The 25583-nt window shown below is 48.9% G+C and carries 23 protein-coding genes and 1 pseudogene; 16 read left to right on the top strand and 8 right to left on the bottom strand.

The window, feature by feature from the left end; genetic code table 11:
• Window positions 1-71: 71 nt before the first annotated feature.
• Both KNP00_RS00885 and KNP00_RS00880 read right to left on the bottom strand, forming a co-directional pair.
• Window positions 72-1175, bottom strand: coding sequence for a putative manganese transporter (locus tag KNP00_RS00885; RefSeq protein WP_215141394.1), 1104 nt, complete (start codon window positions 1173-1175; stop codon window positions 72-74).
• A 163-nt stretch (window positions 1176-1338) separates the two neighbouring features.
• A complete protein-coding gene (locus KNP00_RS00880) occupies window positions 1339-2262 on the bottom strand; it encodes a DUF7916 family protein (RefSeq protein WP_215141392.1) in 924 nt (307 codons plus the stop codon).
• Between the two features lie 86 nt (window positions 2263-2348).
• Between KNP00_RS00880 and KNP00_RS00875 the strand changes: the two genes are divergently transcribed.
• Window positions 2349-2903, top strand: coding sequence for a maltose acetyltransferase domain-containing protein (locus KNP00_RS00875; RefSeq protein WP_276312636.1), 555 nt, complete (start codon window positions 2349-2351; stop codon window positions 2901-2903).
• Window positions 2904-2925: 22 nt separating this feature from the next.
• On the opposite strand, the gene KNP00_RS00870 is transcribed toward KNP00_RS00875, so the two are convergent.
• The 4 genes and pseudogenes from KNP00_RS00870 to KNP00_RS00855 all read right to left on the bottom strand — a co-directional run bounded on the left by KNP00_RS00870 (window position 2926) and on the right by KNP00_RS00855 (window position 5840).
• Window positions 2926-3939: a pyridoxal phosphate-dependent aminotransferase gene (locus KNP00_RS00870; RefSeq protein ID WP_215141389.1), complete on the bottom strand. Its 1014-nt coding sequence runs from the start codon at window positions 3937-3939 to the stop codon at window positions 2926-2928.
• Window positions 3936-4703, bottom strand: coding sequence for a transporter substrate-binding domain-containing protein (locus KNP00_RS00865; RefSeq protein ID WP_215141388.1), 768 nt, complete (start codon window positions 4701-4703; stop codon window positions 3936-3938). Before KNP00_RS00865 ends, KNP00_RS00870 begins: the two co-directional genes overlap by 4 nt.
• A 114-nt stretch (window positions 4704-4817) precedes the next feature.
• Window positions 4818-5321, bottom strand: a pseudogene (locus KNP00_RS00860) (DNA topology modulation protein).
• A gap of 18 nt (window positions 5322-5339) precedes the next feature.
• Window positions 5340-5840: a hypothetical protein gene (locus KNP00_RS00855; RefSeq protein ID WP_215141387.1), complete on the bottom strand. Its 501-nt coding sequence runs from the start codon at window positions 5838-5840 to the stop codon at window positions 5340-5342.
• A gap of 137 nt (window positions 5841-5977) precedes the next feature.
• Between KNP00_RS00855 and KNP00_RS00850 the strand changes: the two genes are divergently transcribed.
• From KNP00_RS00850 to KNP00_RS00790, 13 genes are all read left to right on the top strand, one after another.
• A complete protein-coding gene (locus tag KNP00_RS00850; RefSeq protein WP_215141386.1) occupies window positions 5978-7444 on the top strand; it encodes a phytoene desaturase family protein in 1467 nt (488 codons plus the stop codon).
• Between the two features lie 10 nt (window positions 7445-7454).
• Window positions 7455-7913 (top strand): GNAT family N-acetyltransferase, encoded by a 459-nt coding sequence (locus KNP00_RS00845; protein WP_215141385.1) that lies wholly within the window; start codon window positions 7455-7457, stop codon window positions 7911-7913.
• Window positions 7914-7971: 58 nt separating this feature from the next.
• A complete protein-coding gene (locus tag KNP00_RS00840) occupies window positions 7972-8403 on the top strand; it encodes a YlbF/YmcA family competence regulator (RefSeq protein WP_012726155.1) in 432 nt (143 codons plus the stop codon).
• Window positions 8404-8456: 53 nt separating this feature from the next.
• Window positions 8457-10985 carry a DNA mismatch repair protein MutS gene (mutS, locus tag KNP00_RS00835; RefSeq protein ID WP_215141384.1) on the top strand — a complete coding sequence of 843 codons (2529 nt, stop codon included), beginning with the start codon at window positions 8457-8459 and terminating at the stop codon, window positions 10983-10985.
• Window positions 10986-10989: 4 nt separating this feature from the next.
• Window positions 10990-12807, top strand: coding sequence for a DNA mismatch repair endonuclease MutL (gene mutL, locus KNP00_RS00830; protein ID WP_215141382.1), 1818 nt, complete (start codon window positions 10990-10992; stop codon window positions 12805-12807).
• 165 nt (window positions 12808-12972) lie between these two features.
• Complete coding sequence (locus KNP00_RS00825; protein ID WP_215141380.1) at window positions 12973-13608, top strand: 50S ribosomal protein L25/general stress protein Ctc; 636 nt, start codon at window positions 12973-12975, stop codon at window positions 13606-13608.
• A gap of 813 nt (window positions 13609-14421) precedes the next feature.
• On the top strand, window positions 14422-15252 hold the full coding sequence (locus KNP00_RS00820) for a formate/nitrite transporter family protein (RefSeq protein ID WP_420828306.1): 831 nt from the start codon (window positions 14422-14424) through the stop codon (window positions 15250-15252).
• Window positions 15253-15443: 191 nt separating this feature from the next.
• On the top strand, window positions 15444-17294 hold the full coding sequence (locus KNP00_RS00815) for an anaerobic ribonucleoside triphosphate reductase (protein WP_215141376.1): 1851 nt from the start codon (window positions 15444-15446) through the stop codon (window positions 17292-17294).
• Window positions 17272-17727 (top strand): anaerobic ribonucleoside-triphosphate reductase activating protein, encoded by a 456-nt coding sequence (nrdG, locus tag KNP00_RS00810; protein ID WP_215142245.1) that lies wholly within the window; start codon window positions 17272-17274, stop codon window positions 17725-17727. The genes KNP00_RS00815 and nrdG overlap by 23 nt, the downstream gene beginning before the upstream one ends.
• Before the next feature lie 54 nt (window positions 17728-17781).
• Complete coding sequence (locus tag KNP00_RS00805; protein WP_215141373.1) at window positions 17782-18600, top strand: fumarylacetoacetate hydrolase family protein; 819 nt, start codon at window positions 17782-17784, stop codon at window positions 18598-18600.
• 111 nt (window positions 18601-18711) lie between these two features.
• Window positions 18712-19995 (top strand): S1C family serine protease, encoded by a 1284-nt coding sequence (locus tag KNP00_RS00800; protein ID WP_215141371.1) that lies wholly within the window; start codon window positions 18712-18714, stop codon window positions 19993-19995.
• Window positions 19996-20051: 56 nt separating this feature from the next.
• Entirely contained in the window at window positions 20052-20396 is a 345-nt protein-coding gene (locus KNP00_RS00795; protein ID WP_215141369.1) for a DoxX family protein, read from the top strand.
• A gap of 16 nt (window positions 20397-20412) precedes the next feature.
• Window positions 20413-21504 carry an amidohydrolase gene (locus KNP00_RS00790; protein WP_215141367.1) on the top strand — a complete coding sequence of 364 codons (1092 nt, stop codon included), beginning with the start codon at window positions 20413-20415 and terminating at the stop codon, window positions 21502-21504.
• A gap of 144 nt (window positions 21505-21648) precedes the next feature.
• Here the strand turns inward: KNP00_RS00790 and KNP00_RS00785 are convergent, their stop codons facing one another.
• A complete protein-coding gene (locus tag KNP00_RS00785; protein ID WP_215141365.1) occupies window positions 21649-22848 on the bottom strand; it encodes a MarR family transcriptional regulator in 1200 nt (399 codons plus the stop codon).
• Window positions 22849-22927: 79 nt separating this feature from the next.
• On the opposite strand from KNP00_RS00785, the gene KNP00_RS00780 reads away from it, so the two are divergent.
• Window positions 22928-24064: a mandelate racemase/muconate lactonizing enzyme family protein gene (locus KNP00_RS00780; protein ID WP_215141364.1), complete on the top strand. Its 1137-nt coding sequence runs from the start codon at window positions 22928-22930 to the stop codon at window positions 24062-24064.
• Window positions 24045-24713 carry a GNAT family N-acetyltransferase gene (locus tag KNP00_RS00775; protein WP_215141363.1) on the top strand — a complete coding sequence of 223 codons (669 nt, stop codon included), beginning with the start codon at window positions 24045-24047 and terminating at the stop codon, window positions 24711-24713. The genes KNP00_RS00780 and KNP00_RS00775 overlap by 20 nt, the downstream gene beginning before the upstream one ends.
• Window positions 24714-24750: 37 nt before the next feature.
• Here the strand turns inward: KNP00_RS00775 and KNP00_RS00770 are convergent, their stop codons facing one another.
• Window positions 24751-25497 (bottom strand): GDSL-type esterase/lipase family protein, encoded by a 747-nt coding sequence (locus KNP00_RS00770; protein ID WP_215141362.1) that lies wholly within the window; start codon window positions 25495-25497, stop codon window positions 24751-24753.
• Window positions 25498-25583 lie beyond the last annotated feature (86 nt).

Here is a 25583-nt window from a genome sequence, read left to right as displayed (position 1 = left end):
CACAATGTTCAATTATTAAGTAGACGAATGGGTTCGCATAATCGCGAGTCCATTCGTCTATTGTTCTTAAGTTAAATGCCTAACGCTAACACGAGGTACCCCACGACAATGGCAATCACTGTGCTAGCTACTGTGATGACAAGGGCATCTTTTTTATTCGATGCTAAAAGTGGGAAAATCCCGTCCCCACTCGTGGCAATTGCAGATGCAATGAGTGCCGCGATTGGAAACTGATCGATGGTCGTGAAAGCAACGGCGACAGCGATCATCCCTCCGCAACCAGGTGTCGCCCCAATTAGCGCGGCGATGACTACGACAACGATTGCCGAAGAGGTCATCCATGACTCGAATGCGTCAGGTCCTACCAATACATCGATGATATAGTTTGCTACGAACAGTCCGATGAATACATATGTGACAACGAATGCGATGTCATAGACGGCATGTCTCAACGTGGACATGACTCCATCTTTTTTGGCACAGCCGATCCCTTTATACGTATATTTATACACAACGTAGTAGACAATACTAAAAATCGTCAGCGTCATGGCGACTACAACAGATAACTTGTCGAGCGCATCAATCCCGCCACCCCATAAAGCCATGACGGAACTCGGGATTAAAATCATGCTCATCAAAAGAATGAGATAAAAACCGTATGTTTCGATGAAACGATGTGTGAGTGTCATCACACCTTCTGCATGTTCACGTTCACGCGGTTTAGTTTCAGTAGGAATCGTCGCACTGTTGATTGAGATACCGAGAGCATCGATCGCGTAACCGATCGATATACCGACGACGAGTCCGACTGCGTTCACGATGATGAACGCCGATAAGTTTGCTGTGACACTTGCCTCGGCTGAAGCTCCGAGTAATACAAAAGACCCTTCGCCGAGCGTTGTGATGAATGCGGCAAATAGACCGCCAAAAGTTAAGTTCTTGTTTTTATACAGAGATGAAGCAACAATCGTCCCTCCACATCCAGGGATGACCCCAAGCAGACCTCCGATAATCGGTTGTGCCCAAACTGGACCGATCGGTTTTTCTCCATTTAGTTTTCCCCTCGAAGCATTCGTTAATAAAGCGATCCCGATAATCGAGATTGCGACGTATCCACCGATTGCTCCTGCAGCCTCGATGTTTTCAATCAAAAATGCCCATAAATCAAAAGTCATGGTGCTCACCTCAATCGCTAGTTATAATGACAGCCTTCATTACAACCGATAACGATTATCATTGTCAATATAAAACGTAATTGTTACGTTTTTGTTCACTTAAGATGATAAAAAATGCAAACAAAAAACTCGGGCAGTAGGCCGAGTTTTGGAAACAGAATGATTACCGATTGACCGAGGCAGCCATGCGAATGTATGTATGACGTCGCCCTCGAATCGCAATCGAGAGGGCTTGAATGTTATCCGGGACGGCAATCCCAGACAATCCGGCATCACCGATATGAACGATATCCGCTCCGCCACGCTTCGATGAGAGTGCGATGTCTCGAATGGTCGCAACGTCAGCCCCTTCTTGTGACGTTCCGATTGCCGCTAGCGTGAGGGCACCGAGCGCTTGTAGTTCTTGCACGAGTTCATGGAACGCCTCTTCACGAACACCGGGTACGGTTCCAGGTGCGGGTAATAAAATGATGTCAGCCCCGGCTTCGACAAAACGGATATAAGCGTCACGGTCCAACACATTTCCGACACCAGCCTGATGCATCTTCCCGGCAATGATGACGCCGACAAACTCCCGTCGTGCCTGAATGATCGCTTGTTCAATCGCTTCATTCGTGACCCCGGTATTCGGGTTGCCTGTCAGACAGACGAAGTCGATGCCGAGCTCTGATGCCTTTTGGAACGCCTCAATCGAAGCGAGTCTGCCACGCTTCACTTCATTCATCTCAGACGACTTTTCTGAAAAATCGACAGGTTCTAAGTTGATTCCAATCGGTAGGCCGACCAAACGCTTTAATTCGAGGATGGGATGGTCAGATATCTCTTCACCAGGCATCTCGCCGAACAACGCATGACTCTCTAGCCCTTTAATATAAGGGTGGAATACATCCACCATGTTCAGCAAAATCAAATCGGCCCCGAATGCTCGCGCGAGTTCCGCGTTCGTCACTTCCGGATAGAGCGGTTGCACCGTCGGGATGACCTCGGCCATGACCGTTCGTCCTTCCGCTTTTCGAATCGAATCGACTAAATCTTGACGATTGAACGTAATAAAATCACTTGCCCGACAGTCTAATATCCGTTTCATCACATCTACCTCCTTCTTCTCATCATAGTCTCTATTCCCTAAACCGTCTGAAAATCCTCTATACTAATTCATGAGGAGGGATATTGATGACAGAAAAAGAAAAGATGATTCGGGGAGAACTGTATCTCGCTAGTGATGAGACACTCGTCGAAGACCGAAAGCATGCCCGGCGGTTGATTGAGCGATTCAATCGTTCAGGAATCGACGATTTGAAAGAGCGAAAAGAGATTCTCGGTGCGTTACTTGGTTCGACGAAAGAATCGTATTATATCGAACCGAGCTTCAAATGTGATTACGGGTACAACATTCATTTGGGAGAACGCTTCTATGCGAATTTTGACTGTGTCTTCCTAGACATCTGTCCGATCACGATCGGGGATGACTGCATGCTCGCACCGGGCGTACATATTTATACGGCGACACACCCGATCGACCCGATTGAACGCATCTCGGGATATGAGTACGGAAAACCGGTGACCATCGGGAACCGGGTATGGATTGGCGGTGGGGCCATCATCAATCCGGGTGTGACGATTGGAGATGAGGCCGTCGTCGCGTCCGGTGCCGTCGTCACAAAAGATGTACCGCCTCGGACGGTTGTCGGAGGGAATCCGGCGCGTGTGATCAAGACGATCGACTGACAAAAACTCCTGAACACGAGGTTCAGGAGTTTTTGACGTTCGTGGACTTAATGTATTGCTGAATCGCTTCAAATGTACGAATGAGTGCCACCTCGTCACCGATTGTCACTCGAATCCCCGTCGGTTGTTTCGACGTATGTACGTTCAAGTCAGTCAAATGGGTCCACACCGCTTCAGGTTGCTCTAACTCGACATACAAGAAGTTCGTCGTGGCAGGGAGGACATGACCGATTGATTTAAAGGCTTGGGCCCACTTTTGCCGCATCTCGTCATGCCATTCGATTGTTTCTTGAAGATAAGTCGCATCTTTTAAGAAGATATTGCAGATTTTCGCACTCACTCCGCTAATGTTAAACGGGGGGATGAACTGGCGGAAATAGTGTGCGAGTTCGCTATTTGTCACCATGAATCCGATTCGTACGTTCGCCAATCCGAACGCTTTTGACATCGTGCGGAGCACGATGAGATTCGGAAGGGTGGCAATGAACGAAATCATGCTTTTATTTGGTGAGAAGTCCATGTACGCCTCGTCCACCACGACATACGGAACGAGAGAGGCGAGATGTGTCAACTCATCTACGGTCCACAGCTTCCCGGTTGGATTGTTCGGATTTGAAAGAAGGAGAAGCTTCGGATGATATGTCTCAATCGCTTCTACCATTCCTTCATACGATAAATCAACGGCTTGAATATGACGACCGTGTGCGATGGTCGTGAAGATTGGATACATCGAAAAGTCAGGTGCCGGAGACAAGACGATGTCATGTGGAGCGAGCAATGCTTGCGTCACGACATGAATCATCTCATCACTGCCGCAACCGACGAGTAGTTGCTCAGATGTGACGCCAACGTACGCAGCGTAGCGTTCGAACAATTCATTGATCGGTTCGACCGGATACTCGTGTAAGTCATCATACGTCACCGAGTCAAGCTGACTATTGATTCGGTCAGGTAACGGGAACTGACTCTCATTTTGGTTCAACCGATGTCCCGTCGGATAGACGACGGGATAAATCGGCAGCTCGACCTGTCTCATTCAGTCGGCTCCATCGAGAACCACTTTTTCACCAGTTCATCGATTTCACCTGACTCCATCATCTTGTTCAACTCTTCGTTGAACTGGTCACGTAACGCATCATCTAATTTGAAGGCAGCTGCCGATCCTTTTTCGCCATCCTCTTTCAGAGCGAATGTATAGAAGTTGTCATCTTGGTCCAAATATTTTTGTGCGACCGTGTCCTCGATGACCATCGCATCGATTCGACCGGTGTTCAATTCTTGAACGATTTCAGGAATCTTGTTCAATGATACGAGTTCAGCGTCAGGAGCTTGTTCTTTTGCGATGTTTTCTTGAATCGAGGCCGTTTGGACGCCGATTTTCTTCCTAGACAAATCTTCGATTGCCTGAAGGGACTCATCTTTTGTCATAATCAAGTTTGTCGCAGAAAGATAGATGTCTGAGAAGTCGGCGTTCTCTTTACGCTCTTCTGTTGGTGTCATCCCTGCCATGACGAAGTCGACACGCCCGCTGTTTAAGGCTCCGAGTAAGCTACCGAAGTCCATATCTTCAATCTTCAATTCGTAACCGAGGCGTTCTGTGATCGTCTCCGCGATTTCAATATCAAATCCGACAATCGCATCACCGTTTGCCGTATCGACAAATTCATATGGGAAATAATCGGCGCTCGTCCCCATGACGAGCGTTTTTTGCTCTGTCGCTCCACCTTCTGTCTCTTGACTACATGCACCAAGTAATGATGCGCTCATGATGAGTGTGCCTGCTAATAACCACTTTTTCATATGTATAATGCCTCCCTTTTGTAGATGAGATTAAGTGTATATGCATAATTATTAATTGTAAAGTATAAAAATGCAAAAAATCAAAAAGAGAAACGCTTTTGGAATGAAAGCGTTTCAAAATGATTTCAAGTAGTTTCTGACTGCCCGGGACGATTTCAAATGAATCAAATTCGGTTGCTTTGGATGTTGTTGAATTTTTTGTAACAGTTGTGGCCGTTGGATGTCAGGAAAGATCCAAACCCATTTCAGGAATGCCAAATCAAGTTTTTCCTCACAAGATTCGCCCATGTCAGGTCGGGTTCTACCACGATAACGGGCGACTCGCTTGAGGACGCGGTATATACAAACGAGGCGGGGAAGGTCAATCAAAATGACGGTGTCTGCTGCCTGTAGACGTAAGTCGAGCGTATTCCCGAAGTTTCCGTCAATGATCCATTCGTCTTTCTTCACGAGTTATCGTTGAATGTCGATTCGTTCTTCTATTGACGCCATCACCCATCCTGGTCTCCACATAAGGGCATCCAAGTGATAGACATCGAGGTGTAATCGTTCACCGAGTTGACGGGCAAGGGTAGATTTCCCCGCACCGCCAGAACCGATGATCATGATTCGTTTCATATCGACACTTCTTTTGACTTATTCATCCTCCAATACGTTCCATTTCTTTAATTGACCGTTCTCTTCGTAAATGACCCGAAACCCCATCTGTCCGATGACGAGGCGTTGTTCCGAGCTGAACATGACAATCGGATAGTTCGTGGAGACGGGTTTGTCCGTTTCAAAAACAGGACTATGTGCCTGCATCGCGTAATAGCCGTCCGATCTCGTGTTGGCTGCTCCTGCATCGATTTGTGTCACATGGTCAAACCCTCTCAGTCTGAGCACATAACTGTAAGATGTTCTTGCTCCCTGTTCGAGGCGCCATTCTTCGATAATCGCTGATTTGTCATTGATTGTTCGTTCTTCCATGACTTTTTGCGCCGTATACTCTTTTTCGTAAGGAATCATCTCTTGAATGTTGACAACGGTCATCGTTGCGAGCTTGAGTGAGTCTTCGGATGGTGGAGTAATCAATATACCGATAAAAATGAGGATTGGAATCAATAAATAAATCATGACACGACTGCGCATTTTCATCACCTTACCTTTTCAGATGAGAACTATTTCTGCATAAGAGAATCAGTTCCCTTTAAAAGAAATTAGGAATGTCAAAAACCGATTCATTTCTTCATTTCTTTAAACGAGAGGGTATGATACAGAGAGGAGGGATGTTCATGAAAATCGGGGTCATAGGTGGTGGCGTGGCGGGTTTAACGGCAGCTGCGCTCACACAGCAGGAAGGGCATGACGTAACCGTCTTTGAAGCATCACGTGAATGGGGTGGATGTGCCGGCAAGTTTCAACGGGGGGATTACTTGTTCCCGGCAGGTGCAACGCTCGGGATGGGATTTGAACGAGGAGGGGTTCATCAGCGGGTTCTCGCAAACTTGGGAGAATCGGTCGAGGTCACTTTACTCGACGAAGTGATGGACATTCATCTACCTGGCGTGTCCCTCACGTATTATCGTGATCGTAACCGTCTGCTTCATGAGCTCAGTCACGTATTCCCGGAGCATGATGAGGCAATCCATGCGTTTTTCCGTGAAGTGTGGGGAGACTTTGAGAAGATTCGCCCGTTGTTTCAGCAGTTACCTGCACTTCCACTTCGGACGACATCAGACATAGTTTACGCGCTGAAAGGTTTCCGGCCGAACCAATTCACAGCACTTCTGAAACTCCAGCGACCGCTCGGTGACACGTTAGAACGTCATGCACTGAACGGGACGATGTTCGAGAAGTTCATCGATGGCGTCCTGCTCGACAGTTTGCAGACTGGAGCGAAGAAATCGAGTCATTTACTCGGTGCTGTGGCGCTATCGGTCTATCATGAAGGAGCGTACTATGTGGAAGGTGGGCTGTATCAATTGGCTCATGCGTTAGAGCGCGCTGTCCGAACGTTTGGTGGCGAGACGAAGTTAGGGAGAGACGTCCAGTCCATCGAACGGGTGACAGATGGATGGCTCATCACCGATCGGAGAGGACGACTTGAAATAGTCGATGTCATTGTTTCCGCCATCCCGATTGAGCGGACGAGCGAACTTCTTAGAGGACAGGAACAACGACGCTTCAATCGACAGTATCGTAGACAGTTGAAGCAGTCGCAATGGGGCACGTTCAGCCTTTATCTCGTCTTGCCTGAAGAGGTGTGTCGACAGAAACCGCTGTTTCAACAAATCTATCATGAGCGATTACCGAGTGGGCATGCGTTCATTTCCATGTCCGCGCCGGATGACGTGTTGCGCACAGAAAAACCGGAACGAACCATCACGGTATCCACACATATCGATTTATCGGAATGGCGACATTGGAAAGACCGGGCAGCGTATGAGAAACTAGAACAAGATTGGACCGATCGTCTCGTCAACGTCGTCGCGACTGCGTTTCCCGCTTGGGACCGTAAGTCGTCACTACTTCTTCCTGGTGGACCTGGGGCATGGGTGAAGTATACGAAGCGTCCACATGGGGCGGTCGGAGGCTATGCCCAGACACCGAGTCAGGCGCTGTTCCGTGCTGCGAGTTATCGTACGGACTTACCTGACTTTTACGTGTGCGGGGATACTGTATTTCCGGGAGCAGGGACGATTGGCGCGATGACGAGCGGATTACATGTCGCCCGGGCACTCGGGGTGACGATTGATTAGGGGGATATTGATGAAGAAAAAAGCGTTTGATGAACTGACAACGATGGAATTGTATCGCTTACTGGCATTACGAACTGAGATATTCGTGGTCGAACAGAACTGCCCGTACCAAGAGGTGGATGGAAAGGATGTGGCAGCCATCCATTATTGGATGGAAGAAGATGGAGAGATTGTCTCTGCCCTTCGCGTGCTGACGGAAGCATCTCCGGTCGCCATCGGACGTGTCGTCACGAAAGCGACGCATCGAGGGAAAGGGTATTCCCGCCTCTTGATGGATGCGGCAATCATGGACTTCGGACACGAGACGCTGTACCTTCAAGCCCAGACGTACGTTGAACCGTTTTATGCATCGTTTGGCTTCAAACGGACGAGTGACGTATACGAAGAAGACGGGATTCCACATGTCGATATGTTGCGTGAATCCTCGAATCCCGCTAGTACCGTTTCCGAATCGTTCATGTTAGAATGAGAAAGAACATTCACGTGCCATTGAGCACGATTCCATCATAGACATAAAGGGGTTTACAATGGTGACCGATCAACAAGTAATTGCAAAAGCAAGAGAATTGGCAGACGTATTAGCACAAACACCTGAAGTGGCGCGTTTCAAGGAAGCGGAAGCGAAAGTGAACGGAAGTGACCGCGTACAGACGTTGATTAAACGAATCAAGTTCTTACAAAAAGAAGCCGTCAACTGTAAGCACTATGGCAAGACGGAAGCACTTGCGAAAGTCGAGCAAAAGATTGATAAAGCGATGGAAGAACTTGACTCGATCCCGGTCGTTCAAGCGTTCCAGGAAACACAAGTCGAAGTGAACGATTTGCTTCAATACGTGACGGTCACGCTCGCGAACTCCGTGACGGACCGTATCATCGAATCGACGGACGGCGACGTCCTTGCAGGGAAGACAGGGAGCGGCATGGCGGCTGAACAAGCACGCGGCGGCTGCGGATACTAAAACGACACAGCTGGCCGATGGTCAGCTGTTGTACTTTCTAGAGGTGAATCAACATGCAAGAAGTCCATCAGACACCAATGATAAAACAATATTTCTCCATCAAGGCAGACTATCCGGACGCCTTTTTATTCTATCGACTCGGTGACTTTTACGAGTTGTTTTTTGAAGATGCGCAAATCGTCGCAAAGGAGTTAGAGCTCACGCTCACTTCAAAAAATGGGAAGCAGGCTGAGCATCCAATCCCGATGTGTGGCGTTCCGCATCATTCCGCGGCAATCTACATCGAACAACTGATCGAAAAAGGATTCAACGTCGCCATCTGTGAACAGACGGAAGACCCGAAAGCGACGAAAGGACTTGTGAAGCGGGAAGTCATCCAAGTGATCACGCCGGGTACATACATGGCGTCACTTAGTGAAAAAGAGAACCGATATCTCGTCGCCATCTCGGACGTCACAGGCCGATTCGGAATTGCTCGCGGTGACGTCACGACGGGGGAATCATGGTTGACGACGCTCTCGTCAGAAGAGGCCGTCTTACGGGAAATCGAAGGATTGCTCCCGAACGAGGTCATCGTCGAGGATGAACGGTTAGCCGACTTGTTACGTCAGACCGGGATCCCTCTATCGATTCAAGTGGACAAGCGGGACAGTCCGCTCGCACAAGGTGCGAAAGACGATGCGCAACGAACGGCATTCGAGTTGTTGTTCGCTTATCTCACGAAAACACAGAAGCGGTCGCTCGACCACTTGCAACCAGCTGTCGCCTATGAGGTCGAGCAACATATGCAACTCGATGCCAATACGGCCCGAAATCTTGAGTTGTTCCGTTCAGCTCGTTCAGGGGAACGGAAAGGGTCACTCCTTTCACTCCTCGATGAGACGACGACGGCGATGGGTGGTCGATTGTTGAAACGTTGGCTCGAACAGCCGCTCTATACGGAGCAAGGCATCAAAGAGCGACAGGACGCCGTCGAGAACTTGGTGGACGACTTCATGTTGCGCGATCAACTACAAGAAGAGCTGAAGCGAGTCTACGATATCGAACGCCTTGTCGCGAAAGTCGGGTACGGGACGGCGAATGCGCGAGACCTCGTCCAATTACGCGACACACTCGAGCGGATGCCAGCCGTCCGGTCACTCTTACAAACGGTGAAAGCCGATCGCTTGCAGCAAATCGAACAGAATCTCGACTCGTTCGAGACGTTGAGTGAACAGCTTCGGGCTGCCCTCGTCGATTCACCCCCGATCTCGACGAAAGAAGGTGGGATGATTCGTCACGGATATTCGGAAGAGCTCGACGAACTGTTAGAAGCGAAAGCGAACGGGAAAACGTGGATTGCCAACCTCGAACAACAAGAACGCATCGCAACCGGCATCAAGTCGTTGAAAGTCGGGTATAACCGCGTATTCGGTTACTACTTGGAAGTGACGAAAGCGAATGCGAAGTTGCTCGAAGAAGGGCGTTATGAGCGGAAACAGACGTTGACGAATGCGGAACGATACATCACTCCAGAGCTGAAAGAGAAGGAAGCGCTCATCTTAGGAGCGGAAGAGAAGAGCTGTACGCTCGAATATGACTTGTTCGTCGCACTTCGCGAAAAAGTGAAGACGTACACGAAGGACCTTCAACAATTGGCCCGTTCACTCAGTGAGTTGGATGTTCTCCTCGCCCTTGCCGTCGTGGCCGAGAAACGAGAGTATGTGCGTCCGGTTACAGCGACCCATGTACAAATCGAACGAGGACGACACCCTGTCATTGAGACGGTCTTGCCACGAGGTGAGTATGTCGCCAATGACTTGACGCTTGACGACACACGTCAAATGTTACTCATCACGGGACCGAACATGTCCGGTAAATCGACGTATATGCGTCAATTTGCCTTGATAGCGATCCTTCATCAAATCGGTTCATTCGTCCCGGCAGAAGCGGCGGAACTTCCGCTCTTTGACCGTATCTTTACACGAATCGGTGCGGCGGACGATTTGGTGAGCGGACAGTCGACGTTCATGGTCGAGATGACCGAGACGCGCCAAGCCGTCACTGAGGCGACGGAACATAGTTTGATTTTATTAGATGAAATCGGTCGCGGGACGTCGACGTATGACGGAATGGCGCTCGCACAGGCAATCGTTGAATATATCGCCTCGTCAATCGGCGCGAAGACGCTCTTCTCGACGCACTATCATGAACTGACGGTGCTCGAAGATTCGATTCCGACACTTGAGAATGTACACGTCCGGGCGATTGAACGGGATGGACGAGTCGTCTTCCTCCATGAGGTACACCCAGGACGTGCCGACAAATCATACGGGATTCATGTGGCGGAATTGGCCGAACTTCCGGATTCATTGATTGACCGGGCCCGGACGATTCTGTCAGAGCTCGAGTCGGAAGCGACGAAACCGAGTTTGAACGAGCAACCTGCTCCACCTCCAGTGGAAGAGGTCAGCCAGTTGTCGCTGTTCGAGTCGAATGACGCCGTACGGGAGCAACTGCTTAAACTCGATTTGTTGGCAATGAATCCAATCGAAGCGATGCAGGCACTTTACGAACTGCAACAGACCGCAAAGAAAGGGTGAGTCGATGGGAATCATTCGAGAGTTACCGGAACAGCTCGCGAACCGAATCGCTGCCGGGGAGGTCGTCGAACGACCTGCTTCCGTCGTCAAAGAATTAGTCGAGAATGCGATTGATGCCGGAGCGACGAAAGTGGACGTCGACTTACAAGAGGCGGGCATCCGTCTGATCAAAGTCCGTGACAACGGGCATGGGTTCCATGAAGAAGACGCGGCGCGAGCCTTCTTGCGACATGCGACGAGTAAGATTCGGGACGAGCATGATCTGTTCCGGATTCGGACGCTCGGCTTCCGTGGTGAGGCACTCGCTTCAATCGCGTCGGTCAGTTACGTGTCGTTGAAGTCAAAGCGAGCAGATGAGGACGGCTTTGAGATGACGCTCGAAGGCGGTGTCGTCCAAGCGACAAATCCGGCGGCGACGAACGTCGGGACTGAAATCGCGGTCAGTCAGCTCTTCTTCAACACACCGGCCCGTCTGAAATATTTGAAGACGTCAGCAACAGAACTCGCGAGCATTACCGATACGTTGAACCGTTTGGCACTGTCTCATCCAGAGATTCGTTTCACGGTCTTCCATGAAGAGAAAGAGTTGCTACGAACGAACGGGAATGGGGACTTGAAACAAGTCATGCTCGCCATCTATGGTCGCCAAGTCGCCGCACAAATCGTCACGGCATCGAGTAAGACGAACGACTATACGTTGAGCGCGCATCTCGTGCGCCCGGAAGTGACCCGTTCGAATAAGCAATATGTGACCCTCATCTTGAACGGGCGAAGCATCAAAAACTTTGCACTGACCCAAAGCGTGCTCGAAGGCTATCATACGCTCTTACCGATCGGTCGCTATCCGATTGCCGTGCTCGAGGTGAAGATGGACCCGATGTTGATTGACGTGAACGTCCATCCGACGAAACGTGAAGTGCGCTTGTCAAAAGAAAAGGAACTATGTCAGCTCATCCGAGAGACCGTTCAATTGACGCTCCGGGAGCAACGTCTCATTCCGTCTGTGAAACAAGAGCCAAAGCCGAAACGAGAGACACCGTCTGAACAGTCGAAACTCGATTTTTCGATGGAGCCACAACCTAAACAAGCAGACACCGTTGAATGGAACTATCCGATTCCTCGGGAGCGGAAAGAGTCGCTCACGTCACCTTCCCAGTGGAACCCGGCGCCACTCGTTCATGAGCCGGAGGCAGAGATACTCCAGGCAGAACAGGTCGAGGAACGCGTTCGTCAGTCCGAACGTCTTCCGGCGCTTGACGTGATCGGGCAATTGCATTCGAGTTATATCATCTGTGGAGCGGAAGACGGGATGTACGTGATGGACCAACATGCCGCCCAGGAACGCATCAAGTATGAGTTGTTCTATGAACAGTTAGGACGTCCGGAAAAAGAGTATCAGCTCCTGTTGATCCCCTTAACGTTAGAGTTCACGCAAGAAGAGACGCTCGCCATCGAAGAAGTGCTCCCGCTGCTAGCGGATGCAGGCATCACGTTAGAACCGTTTGGCGGTAACACGTTCCTCGTCCGCGAGATTCCGACGTGGTATCCGCAACACGATTTAGAAGGCACGATTCGCGACCTGGTGGAGATGGCGATTCAACAGCGTTCGATTGACCTAGCAAAATATCGTGAGGAAGCATCAATCCTCATGGCGTGTAAACGATCGATTAAAGCGAATCATCCACTCAATATGGAGATGATGCGACAATTGATTGATGATTTAAGTCGTACGACGTCTCCTTTCACGTGTCCGCACGGTCGTCCGATTCTCGTGAAATGGAGCACGTATGAGCTCGAGAAGTTGTTTAAACGTGTCATGTAATCGTCTTGTTACCTCGTTTTAATGAGATGTAACGTTTATTCACGACTTCACATGGGAAAAGTATACACATGTCACGCAACGCATCGAGGTTGAGAGGTGGCTTTTTCACTGCCTCACCCTCAAGATGTCGACATGAAATGTATATCCATGTAGGAGGAAAAGAAAATGACGAACAAACTTCAAGTATCAAAACGAGAATTACGCCCACGCTCACTACGCACGAAGTTGCGTAACGAAGGAAAAGCGTTAGGTGTCGTCTACGGCTATAAAGTAGACAGTACGCCAATCGTGTTTGACGAGATGGACCTTCGTAAAATTCTTCGAGACCATGGTGACAACGCTTTGATTGAGCTCCATTACGATGGAAACAAAATCAACACGCTCGTGCACGGATCGGAAACGAACCCGTTCACTAACTTCTATCAGCACGTCGAATTCATGGCTGTGAAGATGGATGAAGAGACAGAAGTTGAAGCGGATATCGTCCTTGTTGGCGACGCGAAAGGCGTCAAAGAAGGCGGATATCTTGCCCAGTCACTTTATAAAGTGACGGTCGCTGCGACACCGGCCAACATCCCTGAACGTATCGAACTTGACGTGTCAGACCTCGAAATCGGTGATTCGGTGACGGTAGCAGATCTTCCGAAAGACAAATCGTACACGATTGTCTCGGAACCAGACATGCATATCGCAACAGTGAATGAGCCGGTTGCTTCTGAGGAAGAAGAGACGGAAGAAGGTTCAACTGAAAGTGAAGCGTCAGAAGTAGTTTCAGAAGAATCGACTGAAGATAAAGAATAAGAGTTGCGTTCGTGTCTATAATCGTGACACGACTCGATTGAGAGGAGCATTGTCCCAAAGAGGGGGCAATGCTCCTTTGTGTATGAATCAGGGCTGTTTACTGAACATTTTTGAGCAACCGAGTTTCAGGTGTCGGAACCACTTTTATTATTTCTTTTTAGGCTAGCTTTAAATGCGCCAATCATTTTTTTGAAGAAAATTAATAAAGTATATAGAAGAGCTAAATTAAACAACAGTCCAAATAGTTCAAAACTGTAATCTCCCTGTCCTAAGTTCCCTAACCAGCGGGCTGGAAATCCAAAATATTTGTATGGTCCCTCTTCTGTAATCCCGATTTGAGGAAGAAAAGAAAGGATCATTACAATAATAAAGCTTATAGAAAATATCTTAAAATTGAATGTAGATCTAGCTTTTATCATTTTCCAACAAAGCCCTTTCTGTTATTATTTGTAGTTCAATCATCCGTTTTTCAGCTTCCAAATCACACTAACATTGTACTGGAAAATGAATGGAATCCAAAGCTGTCACCATAAAAATGTATGAGAGACTCATCGAGGTATTTTATATTTACCTTTTTATGAAAACTCTAATTTCTCATAATTCGAGATTATACATTTCTCCCAAAAATCGAGGGATTTTTTATTTGTCACAAATCCGCCATATGTAAACGATTACGATATGAACACTCTGTCAATTCCTAAAAGAGAGGATTGCCAACAGAGACTGTACAGTTTATATTGTTAATGATTTCACATATTTGAACTATTACTTCCTATTTAACTATCAGAAAGAAGGGTTTGTGACATGGCATCAATGGAAATCCATGCACTCGAATCATTACGGAAAAAAGCGCAGGCTTCCTCGCAAATGATTCATTATCGCCCAATGGAGTATTTTTTACGGGCGATGTTAGCCGGAATCTTCATCGGGTTTGCATCAATCTTCACCTTGAAAGTCGTCAACGGTATGTATTTGGCGGAATCTCCGTTCACGACACTCATCGGGGGCTTCTCGTTCGGGATTGCGCTCGTCATGATCATCTATGGGGGAGCGGAGTTGTTCACGGGGAACACGATGTATTTCACAACGTCGACACTTCGCGGCTATACGACGCTCAGTGATACGATGCTCGTCTGGTTGCTCTGCTTCGTCGGGAACGCACTTGGTGGCATCCTTTTTGCCTTACTACTTGCACCGACTGGCGTCATCCAAGAACTCGGGATGAACAACTGGTTGTTCGCTGTCGTTGAGGGGAAAATGCATCATACGACGGTCGAAATTTTCTTCCGCGCCATCTTCTGTAACTGGATGGTCTGTCTCGCTATTTTCTTACCGAAACAAATGAAAAATGAGTTCGCTCAAATCTTCTCGATGATTTTCCTTGTCGCCGTCTTCTTCGCATCAGGATTTGATCACGTCATCGCCAACTTCGTTCTGTTCGCCTTGACGCTTGTCGTCCCACATCCTGAGTCAATCAGCATGGCAGGTGCAATCCACAACTTGATTCCTGCGACGTTCGGTAACATTATCGGTGGCGCCCTCTTCATGGGAGCGATCTATACATGGCTTAATTCGAAGGGTCTCCGTGAAGCACAAGAGTTGGAGGAAGAAGTCGAATTGAAAGTTGTGAAAGCTGTTAAATAAATGACGTTTGTCACATATAACGTAGAGCCTTGTCTTATCGAAGACGAGGCTCTTTTTTATCGTATGCGCACACGTAAACTGTCACAATATCGACTCGTGACCATCGAGAAAAAAACATGTCATAATCTATATATAGGATTTTAATTATGATTATGAATGTTTTGAATCCATATATAGTGAGGTGAACGGTTATGAAATTACTGCAGTTGTATGAGGATGTCTGCGTCTTACCCGACCAAGACTTGGTACAAGAGAATGCGAATGTGGACGGCAAGTCCCCGCTCGGGAAATTAGCACGACTCTCCTCAGAAGTGTCAAAAGAATTATCACAGACGTATTTAATGTCGGAGCGGTCAAAACAGGCCGTCACTGACAACTATCTATACGTGCACGATGCCGACTACTACATCACAGGCTCGACGACTTGTTGTCAAATTCCACTCGGTCAATTACTGAGAGGTGGATTCCATACAGGGCATGGGACAATTCGACCACCAAAGGACATTCGCTCCGCCATGGCACTCGCGTCGATCATCCTTCAAGCGAATCAAAACATGCAACATGGGGGGCAGGCATTCCCGATGTTTGACGTCGACTTGGCACCATATGTCGAGAAGACGTATGAGCGCCAGCTGAGCCGACTCCAATCCTTGCCTGTTGACTTGGACGAGGCGCAATTGGAGCAACTCGCGGAAGAAGAGACGATCTCGGCAACGTATCAGGCGTGTGAGGCGTTCATCCACAATGCGAACTCGATGCACTCACGAGGTGGCGGTCAAGTGCCATTCGTCTCGATTAATTACGGGACGGACACCTCAAAGTGGGGACGTATCCTCATTCGGGAATTGCTTCGTGCGACAGAACGTGGATTAGGGAATGGGGAGACACCGATTTTTCCGATTCAAATCTTTAAAGTGAAAGAAGGGGTCAATTTTAACGAAAATGACCCGAACGTCGATCTCTTTCGCGAAGCGTGCCGTGTCACGGGGAAACGGCTCTTCCCAAACTTTTCTTTCATCGATGCACCGTTCAATGCGACGTACTACGATGGCACACATGAATCTGAAGTGGCGTACATGGGATGCCGTACTCGGGTCATGGGAAACCGGCACGGAGAGGAGACGTCAATCGGACGTGGCAACTTATCCTTCTCCACACTCAACTTGGTGAAGATGGCACTCGTTTCGGAGTCGCTCTCTGACTTTTACCGCATTCTAAACCGATATGTCGACATCGGCATCGAGCAGTTAGTCGAACGCTTCGACTATCAATGCACGCGTCGCGCTGAAGAATTCCGATTCCTCTACACACAAGGCGTCTGGCGTGGAAGTGAACAGTTACATATGCAAGATGAAGTCCGAGACGTGTTGAAACAAGGCACGCTCTCACTCGGCTTCATCGGACTTGCCGAAACGCTGAAGGTGTTGACGGGTAGTACACATGCCGAGTCGCGTGAGGCTGAACGACTCGGTCTCGACATCGTCACGCACTTGGCCAATCGCATGCGTGTGGCAGCCGAAGCGTACGATTTAAATTTTTCGTTGCTTGCGACACCGGCAGAAGGGCTGTCAGGTAAGTTTGTCATGCGAGACCAAGATGAGTTCGGGATGATTGACGAGGTCACGAATCGTGCCTTTTACACGAATTCATTCCATGTGCCGGTCTATCAAACTGTATCGATCCGTGAGAAAATCCGAATTGAGGCACCGTATCATGCATTATGTGACGCCGGACACATCTCTTATGTCGAAGTCGATGGGTCTCTCGCCCACAATACGGAAGCGGTGGAATCGATTGTCCGTTTGATGCGTAAACATGATATCGGCTACGGTTCCATCAATCATCCGGTCGACCGTTGCGGAAATTGCGGGTTAGAAGGACTGATTGACGATGCCTGTCCGACGTGTGGCGAGGATACAAACATTGAACGAATCCGTCGGATCACCGGTTATTTGGTCGGGACGATGGACCGTTGGAATACGGCGAAGCGAGAAGAAGAACGAGCGAGGGTGAAACATGATGCGCATTCTATCCGTCGTTGAAGAATCTGTCGTCGATGGACCAGGGATTCGGACGGTCGTTTTTACTGCCGGATGTCCCCATCGCTGTAAAGGTTGTCATAACCCGTCTTCCTGGAATCCAGCGGGTGGCGAGGAAATCGAAGTCGAGGAACTCGTTCAACGTATCAAACTGAGTGGATGGGACGGGGTGACCATCTCAGGAGGTGAACCGTTTCTTCAACCGTCAGAATTGGCGAAACTCGTCATGGCGTGTAAGTCGCTCGGTAAAAATGTGTGGGTGTATTCGGGTTATACGCTTGAACAGTTAGAAGCGATGAACGATGAAGCGGTTCAAATGGTGTTAGATTACGCCGATGTCCTTGTAGATGGGCGATACGAACAGTCGTTACGTGACATGGGACTACGCTTCCGGGGATCGAGCAATCAACGAATCATTTTCTTGAACAAAGTGTAATCGAGGCAGAGATGTCTCGATTTTTTGTATAATAATGAAAAAGGGGGATTCTTGATGAGATGGTGTAGCTTTGAGATGCAGGAAGAACAACGAGTAGGGATTGTCGAAGGTGATTTCGTCTACGATGTCAGCAATCAAGTACATACGACAAATTTATTAGAAGTGATTGCGCGTGAATTCGAACCGGACATCGATTTGGACGTGGCGCCCTCACACCGAGTGACGGATGTGAAATTGCTCGCCCCGTACCGTCCGCTGAAGAATGTGATTTGTATCGGGAAAAACTATGAAGAGCACGTGAAAGAGATGGATACAGCAGGAGCCGGGAAACTCGTCATTTTCACGAAAGCACCGACCTCGGTCATCGGTCCTGAGGCTGTCATTGAGCGGCATCCAGAACTAACGGACAAACTTGACTATGAGGGTGAGCTCGCCGTCATCATCGGGAAGACGGGACGAGACATCGAATCGGTCGAGGAACACATTTTCGGTTACACGATTTTAAATGATGTGACAGCACGGGACGTGCAAAAAGAACATGTCCAATTCTTCCGCGGCAAGTCGTTCGATACGTTCTGTCCGATGGGACCGTTCATCGTGACGCCGGACGAGCTCCAGTTCCCTCTCCGAATCAAAACAAGTGTCAACGGGGAGACGCGTCAAGATGGGACGACAGCCGATATGATTCGTCCGATTGACGAGCTCATTCGGACGCTCTCGAAAGGCATGACGCTCGAAGCGGGTGACATCATCGCGACGGGGACACCAGCGGGGGTCGGGCACGGCATGACGCCACCGACTTACCTACAAACAGGGGATACGGTCGAAGTGGCCATCGGAGGACTCGGTACGTTAAGAAATGTGATCGTCTGAATGAAATGACGTAAATTGTGAAGAATCTTGTAATTCATTTATCATTTTATAAATGAGTGTTCCTCTTCGATATAGTAAGGGTAGAAGATAACACAGAGGAGATGAATCATTATGGATCGTCACGATCAACCTAACGAACACGATCAATCAAATAAACGTGATCAATTACATGACTCAGAACAACAACAAGATTGGTTAGATACAGAACTCGGTTCATCCAACCGGGAAGAGACAATGGTACGGACACAGACGAAACCATCATTCGGCAGCCATATGTTTCCAGGGTTTGTCGGCGGGGTCATCGGGGCAGTGTTGACTGGCGCAATCGCCTTCCCGTTCCTCGACCAAACCGCTACAAGCGTGAGTGACACGAATGTGACCTCGCAAGGGACTCCGGTCCAAACGTCATCGAACGTGTCTGATTCTTCGGTGACGAATGCCGTCGCGACCGCTCAGCCGGCCGTCGTGACCGTCAACAACTTCGCCCAAACCGGCTTCTCAAGTGAAGCGGTCGAGGCTGGAGTCGGGTCAGGTGTCATCTACAAAAAAGAGGGTGACTCGGCATTTATCATATCGAACCATCACGTCGTCAATGGGGCAGACAGGTTGACTGTCACCTTCAATGACGGCACGACGGCAGAGGCGACGCTCATGGGAAGCGACGCCACATACGACTTGGCCGTCTTGAAAGTAGACGCTGACAAAGTACCTGCTGTCATTTCAATCGGAAAATCGAGCGAGTTGAAACCGGGTCAAACGGTCATCGCAATCGGAAATCCGCTCGGACAATTCGAGAACTCCGTGACGCGCGGCGTCGTCTCGTCGACGTCACGTCTCGTACCGGTCGATACGGATGAGAACGGTCAGGCCGATTTCAACGCCGAAGTCATTCAAACGGATGCGGCCATCAACCCAGGTAACTCGGGTGGCGCGTTAATCAACGAAGAAGGACAACTCGTCGGGATCAACTCGATGAAGATTGCGACGGCAGAAGTGGAAGGGGTCGGATTCTCCATCCCGGTCGACATCGCCCTTCCGCTCATCAATCAAATCGAACAGACGGGAGAAGTGAATCATCCATCGCTCGGCGTATCGCTTCGTGACGTATCAGAGTTCCCCCCAGGTTACTTGACGGAACAAATCAATTTACCTGAATCGGTGACTGCCGGGACGATCATCGTGGAAGTCCAACAAAACAGTTCAGCCGCGAAAGCGGGTCTTGAGGCACGTGATGTCATCGTGAAAATCAATGACAAAGAGGTCAGCTCGTTCATCGACCTCCGCAGTGAATTGATTCGGGATACGGACGGAACGGTCGACATCGAATACGTCCGTGACGGAAAAACGGAGACGGTACAAGTCGAGATTCAAAACGCGAACGGTTCTGCATTGTAAATGGTGGGCATGATGCCCGCCATTTTTGCTATGCTTATACAAAAGGAGGATGAGATATGGTTCGAATCTTATATGGGGTGTTACTCTTCGGGGCAGGGATGTTACATTTTGTCAGAGAGAAGGCGTTCATGTCGATTGTTCCGAAGTCTTGGCCGTTCCGTCGGTTGATGGTCCAACTGAGCGGAGTCGTGGAAGTCGTCTTCGGCGCGATGCTCTTACTCAACAAGGGGACATCGTTCGTGAAACGGACGTTGCCGGCATTCTTTATCGCCGTCTTCCCGGCAAATATCAACATGGCTGTAAAACCGACTAAAATCGGTGGCAAAGTAATTCCGAAATGGATCACATGGGGCCGACTCCCACTTCAATGGGTACTCATCAAAGGTGTGAAGAAAATATAAAGGTGAGGTGATACATATGACAAGCGTATTGAAATGGTTTGAACATTTTCATGCCCATCCAGAAATCAGTTGGAAAGAAGTCGAGACGACGCGAACGATTGCATCTATCTTATCGGACTGGTCCATCCCACATCGGACATTTGAAGATGTGACCGGGGTGATCGCGGAGATTGGATCGGGGGAAGACGTGATTGCGGTCCGGGCCGATATCGACGCGTTATGGCAACAGGTAGATGGGGTGTTTCGTGCGAACCACTCATGCGGACACGATGCGAACATGAGCATGGTGCTCGGTGCGCTCGAACAGTTGAAGGACGAGCCGTTACAGAAGCGAATCCGGTTCATCTTCCAACCGGCCGAAGAGCAAGGAAACGGTTCGCTTGCCATGATTGAGCGGGGGGCGCTTGAAGACGTGACGCAATTGTTCGGGATTCATTTGCGTCCTCAAGAAGAGTTGAAGAAAGGGCAATATGCGGCGGCGATTCAGCATGGGGCTGCCTTCTTCTTGAAAGGAGAAGTGCTCGGAGATGATGCACATGGCGCGAGACCGCACCAAGGTCAGAACGCACTCGATGTCATCTTCACGATTCAACATATGTTAAAAAGTATTTATTTGTCGCCGTTTGAGCCGCACTCTGTCAAGTTGACAAAAGTCCACGCCGGGAGTGACAACATGAACATCATTCCAGGGAATGCGACGTTCTCGATTGACGTCCGTGCCCAACAAAATGAAGAACTGCTTGAACTGCGCAATCGTGTCGAGGACATGCTACATCATGTCGGACAACTTCATCGCGTGAAAATGGTGTGGGAATGGCAAGACTTCACACCGGGAGCCGTCGTCGGGGAACGCTCGAGTCAAATCGCTTCGCAGGCGATCGAAAAACGCTTCGGCGAGTCGGCTCTCGTCGAGAGAATCGTCACGTCAGGTAGCGATGATTTCCATTTCTATACCGTCGAGAAACCGACGCTAGACGCGACGATGATTGGAATCGGGGCAGATCTTGGACCGGGGCTTCATCATCCGCATATGACGTTTGACCGTGACGCCTTAACTGACGGGGCAATTGTGCTCGCGGATGCACTCTTGCTTGCGGCAACTAGATAAACGAGAGCCGGGCGCAATCGTAAATCGTTGTCAAAAGGAACAATCGAGGCCGAGGCTTCTGGACATACGATTGAGCGCATGGCGGTCATCGAACAGGAAGAACCTGTTGCGGCATATGCGGCTCAATAAAGCGATTCCCGGTCGTCAATCGACCGGGAATTGAAATTTATAGACGGTGCGCGGACGACCTTGGCTGTAGCTCATCTCTTCGCCAATCCGATGAACGAGTTTTGCATCAGCCATTTTTTTGATTATTCGCTCTGTCGTGCGACGTGTCACGTTTAAATGGTCGGTCAACTCTTTCGCTGTGAAATCGAGATGGTCCGTCGAAAAATGAATGAGCTTTTCGATGTTCGCCGGACTCATACCGGTCTGTTTCATCATGTCATAGACACGCGTTTGCGTGACGCGGAAATGAATCGGTGCCGGTTGCTCGGTGAACGTCATTCGTTTTGAATCATCAACGATTCGTATAGTGGCACTGCTTGTCGTATGAAGGGCAAGGTCGGCATGCTCAAAGGCGCGTTGATAATCTGACCCATATCCGATCCCTACATGACCAGGGGTGTCCTCTGACAAGATGAAACCGTTTGACATGGCGGATTCAACCTTTCCTTTATTTGATAAAAGGACGATACCGTCTTGGGCGGTCTCAATCAATCTACCGCCGAAACAGTGATGTTTTCTCACATGGTTGAGCGTATCTTTACTTGCATCCGAGTAGAGGAGCACGGCGAATTGTGACTGGTCTGATTTGTTCAAACGAATCTGTCGAATGAAATCATGGAAGTGGTGGAGAATCCTATCTTTTGGCTCAATCATGAGTTGACTAAAAAACCCATTTCCCACTAAGTGACGATGGACTCGCTCTACACTCGTCAAAGCGAATCGTGTCGTCCCATTTCGTTGATGCTGTTCATGAAACGCGATCAACTCTTCATAATTCATATACGGACTGAGTTCTTTCACTTGCGGTGGCGACATGTGGCTTGGAAATGATGCTAAAATCGATTCAAGTCGTGACGCATCAACGAGGTCGATGGAAAGCTCTTCGGTTCGGAGCTGCTCAGTCAACGTCACGTATAAGAGTGACGTCAACAACACGACATCATCTTGAACGACGTGATGGGAAAATGGAAGGGTCGCTTCCTCCGTCGCATACGTATATGGGAATGAACCGGAGAAGAACACCCCGTCAAAAAATAGGAGTTGCGTAGCGATGTCTTTCGTTTCTCGCGGGTCATCATATGGAAACCCTTCGATTCGGACATCAAATAGAGAAGAACCTTTCTGTATATGGTGTATAAACGATGATGAGCCGACGACGGCGATATGGATGGACATAAAAAATCCCCCTTGCAATTTAGCGACTATATAACGACAATATAGAGGAATGAGCAGTTGGAGTAAAGGAGTGATGAACATGAATATTCAAAAAATAGAAATTTTCTCGGTTCGCTTTCCATTAAAAGTACCATTCATCGTCAGTTATCACCGATATGATGATATGCCGTCTGTCATCGTCAAAATGACCACTACTTGTGGACTTGTCGGTTTTGGGGAAGCTGTGGCGGATGAACATGTGACAGGTGAGTCCATTGAGAGTACGGTCAGCGTCCTCCGTCATCTGCTAGGACCACTCTTAATCGGAAAAAATCCGATGCATCTAGAGCATATTCATGACGAGATGGACCGTGCGATTCGTGGTGTCCCAGCTGCAAAAGCGTCACTCGATATCGCGTGTCATGATTTGATCGGGAAAAAGCTGAATCAACCAATCTACGAATGGGTGGGCGGTCGGTATCATGAATCATTCCCGGTCACACACGTCTTAAGTATCGGAGAGCCGACCCATATGGCACAAGAAGCGCTCAGTCAAATCAATGAGGGCTATACGGCCGTGAAGATGAAGGTCGGGGTCGACGCACAAACGGACGTGGCACGTGTCAAGGCCGTACGAGAAGCCGTTGGACCAAATGTTCCGATTCGGGTCGACGTCAACCAAGGGTGGATCAACGCGGCCAATACGGTCCAAGCGATGCGTCTACTCGAACCGTACGGAATCGATTGGGTCGAACAACCGGTTCATGCGAATGATTTTGAAGGGATGCTCGAAGTGAAACAAAAAATCTCTGTCCCGCTCATGATTGATGAAGGGCTGAAAGACATTCATGATATGAGACGCCTTACGATGATGCAAGCAGCCCATAAAGCAAACATCAAGTTGATGAAGTGTGGTGGCATCTATCCGGCGAAGAAGTTGGTCCATATGGCAGAGATGTCTGGAATCGAATGCCAAATCGGTTCAATGGTCGAATCCTCGATTGCATCGAGTGCCGGGTTCCATGTCGCTTTCTCAAGTAAAATCGTGAAATCGGTCGAGTTGACGGGACCCCTCCGGTACGGGAAAGACGTCGGAAACTTATCATATGATTTACCGATCATCTCGCTGAACAATCGGCCGGGACTCGGAATAGACGTCGATGAGGACGTGTTACGTGACTTGACGACAGCATCATACGTGATTGGAGAAGAATCAAATGTGGCAAGGAGAGATTAAAGGTCTTCTAGTTCAAGTTCGCGAAATGAGCTTGTCAGATTTACCTGAACTGTTGTCCGTTCAAGAAGCGGTCATCCATGCGCTGGATGAACCAGAACATTATCAATCGCTATCAGTCGAAGAGTTCACAAAACTATTGACGGATCGGACGATCATCGGGGCGACGTCTGAAAATCGTCTGATTGCGTTCCGGGCCATGCTGATCCCACCGATTGACGATGAACATTTAGGACGAGATATCGATTGGGCGGGAGATTCGCTCGAGCGTGTCCTTTATCAGGAAGTGACAAACGTTCATCCGGATTTTCGGGGGTATGGGTTACAGACACATCTCGGAAAACGATTAATGGAACAGTGCGAGACCGATGAGCGCTTCGATGTCGTCTGTGCAACGGTCGCACCGTTCAATATTCCAAGCATGAAGGACAAGTTCTACCTCGGTCTCCGAATCGGGGCGTTGAAAGAAAAGTATGGCGGGAAACTCCGATACATCTTTTACAAGGAGTTGCATCGTACGTGGCAACCAACTTCTAAGTCGATGGACGTGCCGATGAAAGATCGGGAAAAACAAGTAGAACTTCTTCAGGAAGGTTGGCTCGGGACTGGCTTAATCAAGCGAGATCAATGGATCGTTCGATATGAGAAGTAAAGAAATCCTCGTCAACTTAGCTTGACGAGGATTTCTGTTACTCGAGGACGAATAGTACGTCATTCGCAAATTTTTCATACGTGCGGTCGCTCGGATGAAATTGATCGGACGCGAGATCTCTTGATAAGTCAGAGATATAAGCGAACGGGTCGATCACATCGATCGCTTGCGCATTAGCCAACTGTTTTGCTGAAGCGTTCCAGTCGAGGATGAGTTGATTGAAAGCTTGTCCATTCTCATCGTTTTGGAACGGGTTGTAAAGACCGATATAGACGATGGTCGCAGAGTCGTTCAGCGAACGGATTTCAGAAAAAATCGTTTCGAGATTCGTCTTCGCATCCGTGATCACTTGTTGGATGTCGACGGATTCAAAGTTGTCGACGTTCTCGCCACGGTTAAATAAATCATTTCCGCCGATAGTCAACGTGATATATCTGGCATTCTCGATTGTCCGGCGTACTTCCGGTTGCTCAAGTTGAACGAGCAAGTCTTCTGTACGTGCCCCAGACACGGCCAGATTTTGCGTTCGGATGGATTCTTCGAGGGAATCGCTGACAGGTTGGACATACCCGGCACCGGACGTCGAACCAACACCACGTGTCAATGAATCGCCGAGGGCGACGTAAGTTTCACCTTCAGGATCCGGTCGATTTTCTTCGCTCACGGAAAGTGTGCGTTCCGGCGGATTGACGATATCTTGATAACCAATCCAAAGACCGTATATGGCGATTCCCGTCAAAAGAACGGCGCCACTTAAAAATGCATACCATTTCGACTGTTTCATGGGCTGACCTCGCTTTCTATACAAACATCATATCAAAAATATAGCGATATGCCCTATGTGAATGTTCGAATAGGACAGATTCGATT

Source organism: Exiguobacterium qingdaonense (assembly GCF_018617855.1).
Classification (GTDB): Bacteria; Bacillota; Bacilli; order Exiguobacteriales; family Exiguobacteriaceae; genus Exiguobacterium; species Exiguobacterium qingdaonense.
The sequence above is the reverse complement of the archived record's forward strand: the minus strand, read 5'-3'. Positions and strand labels throughout refer to the sequence as shown.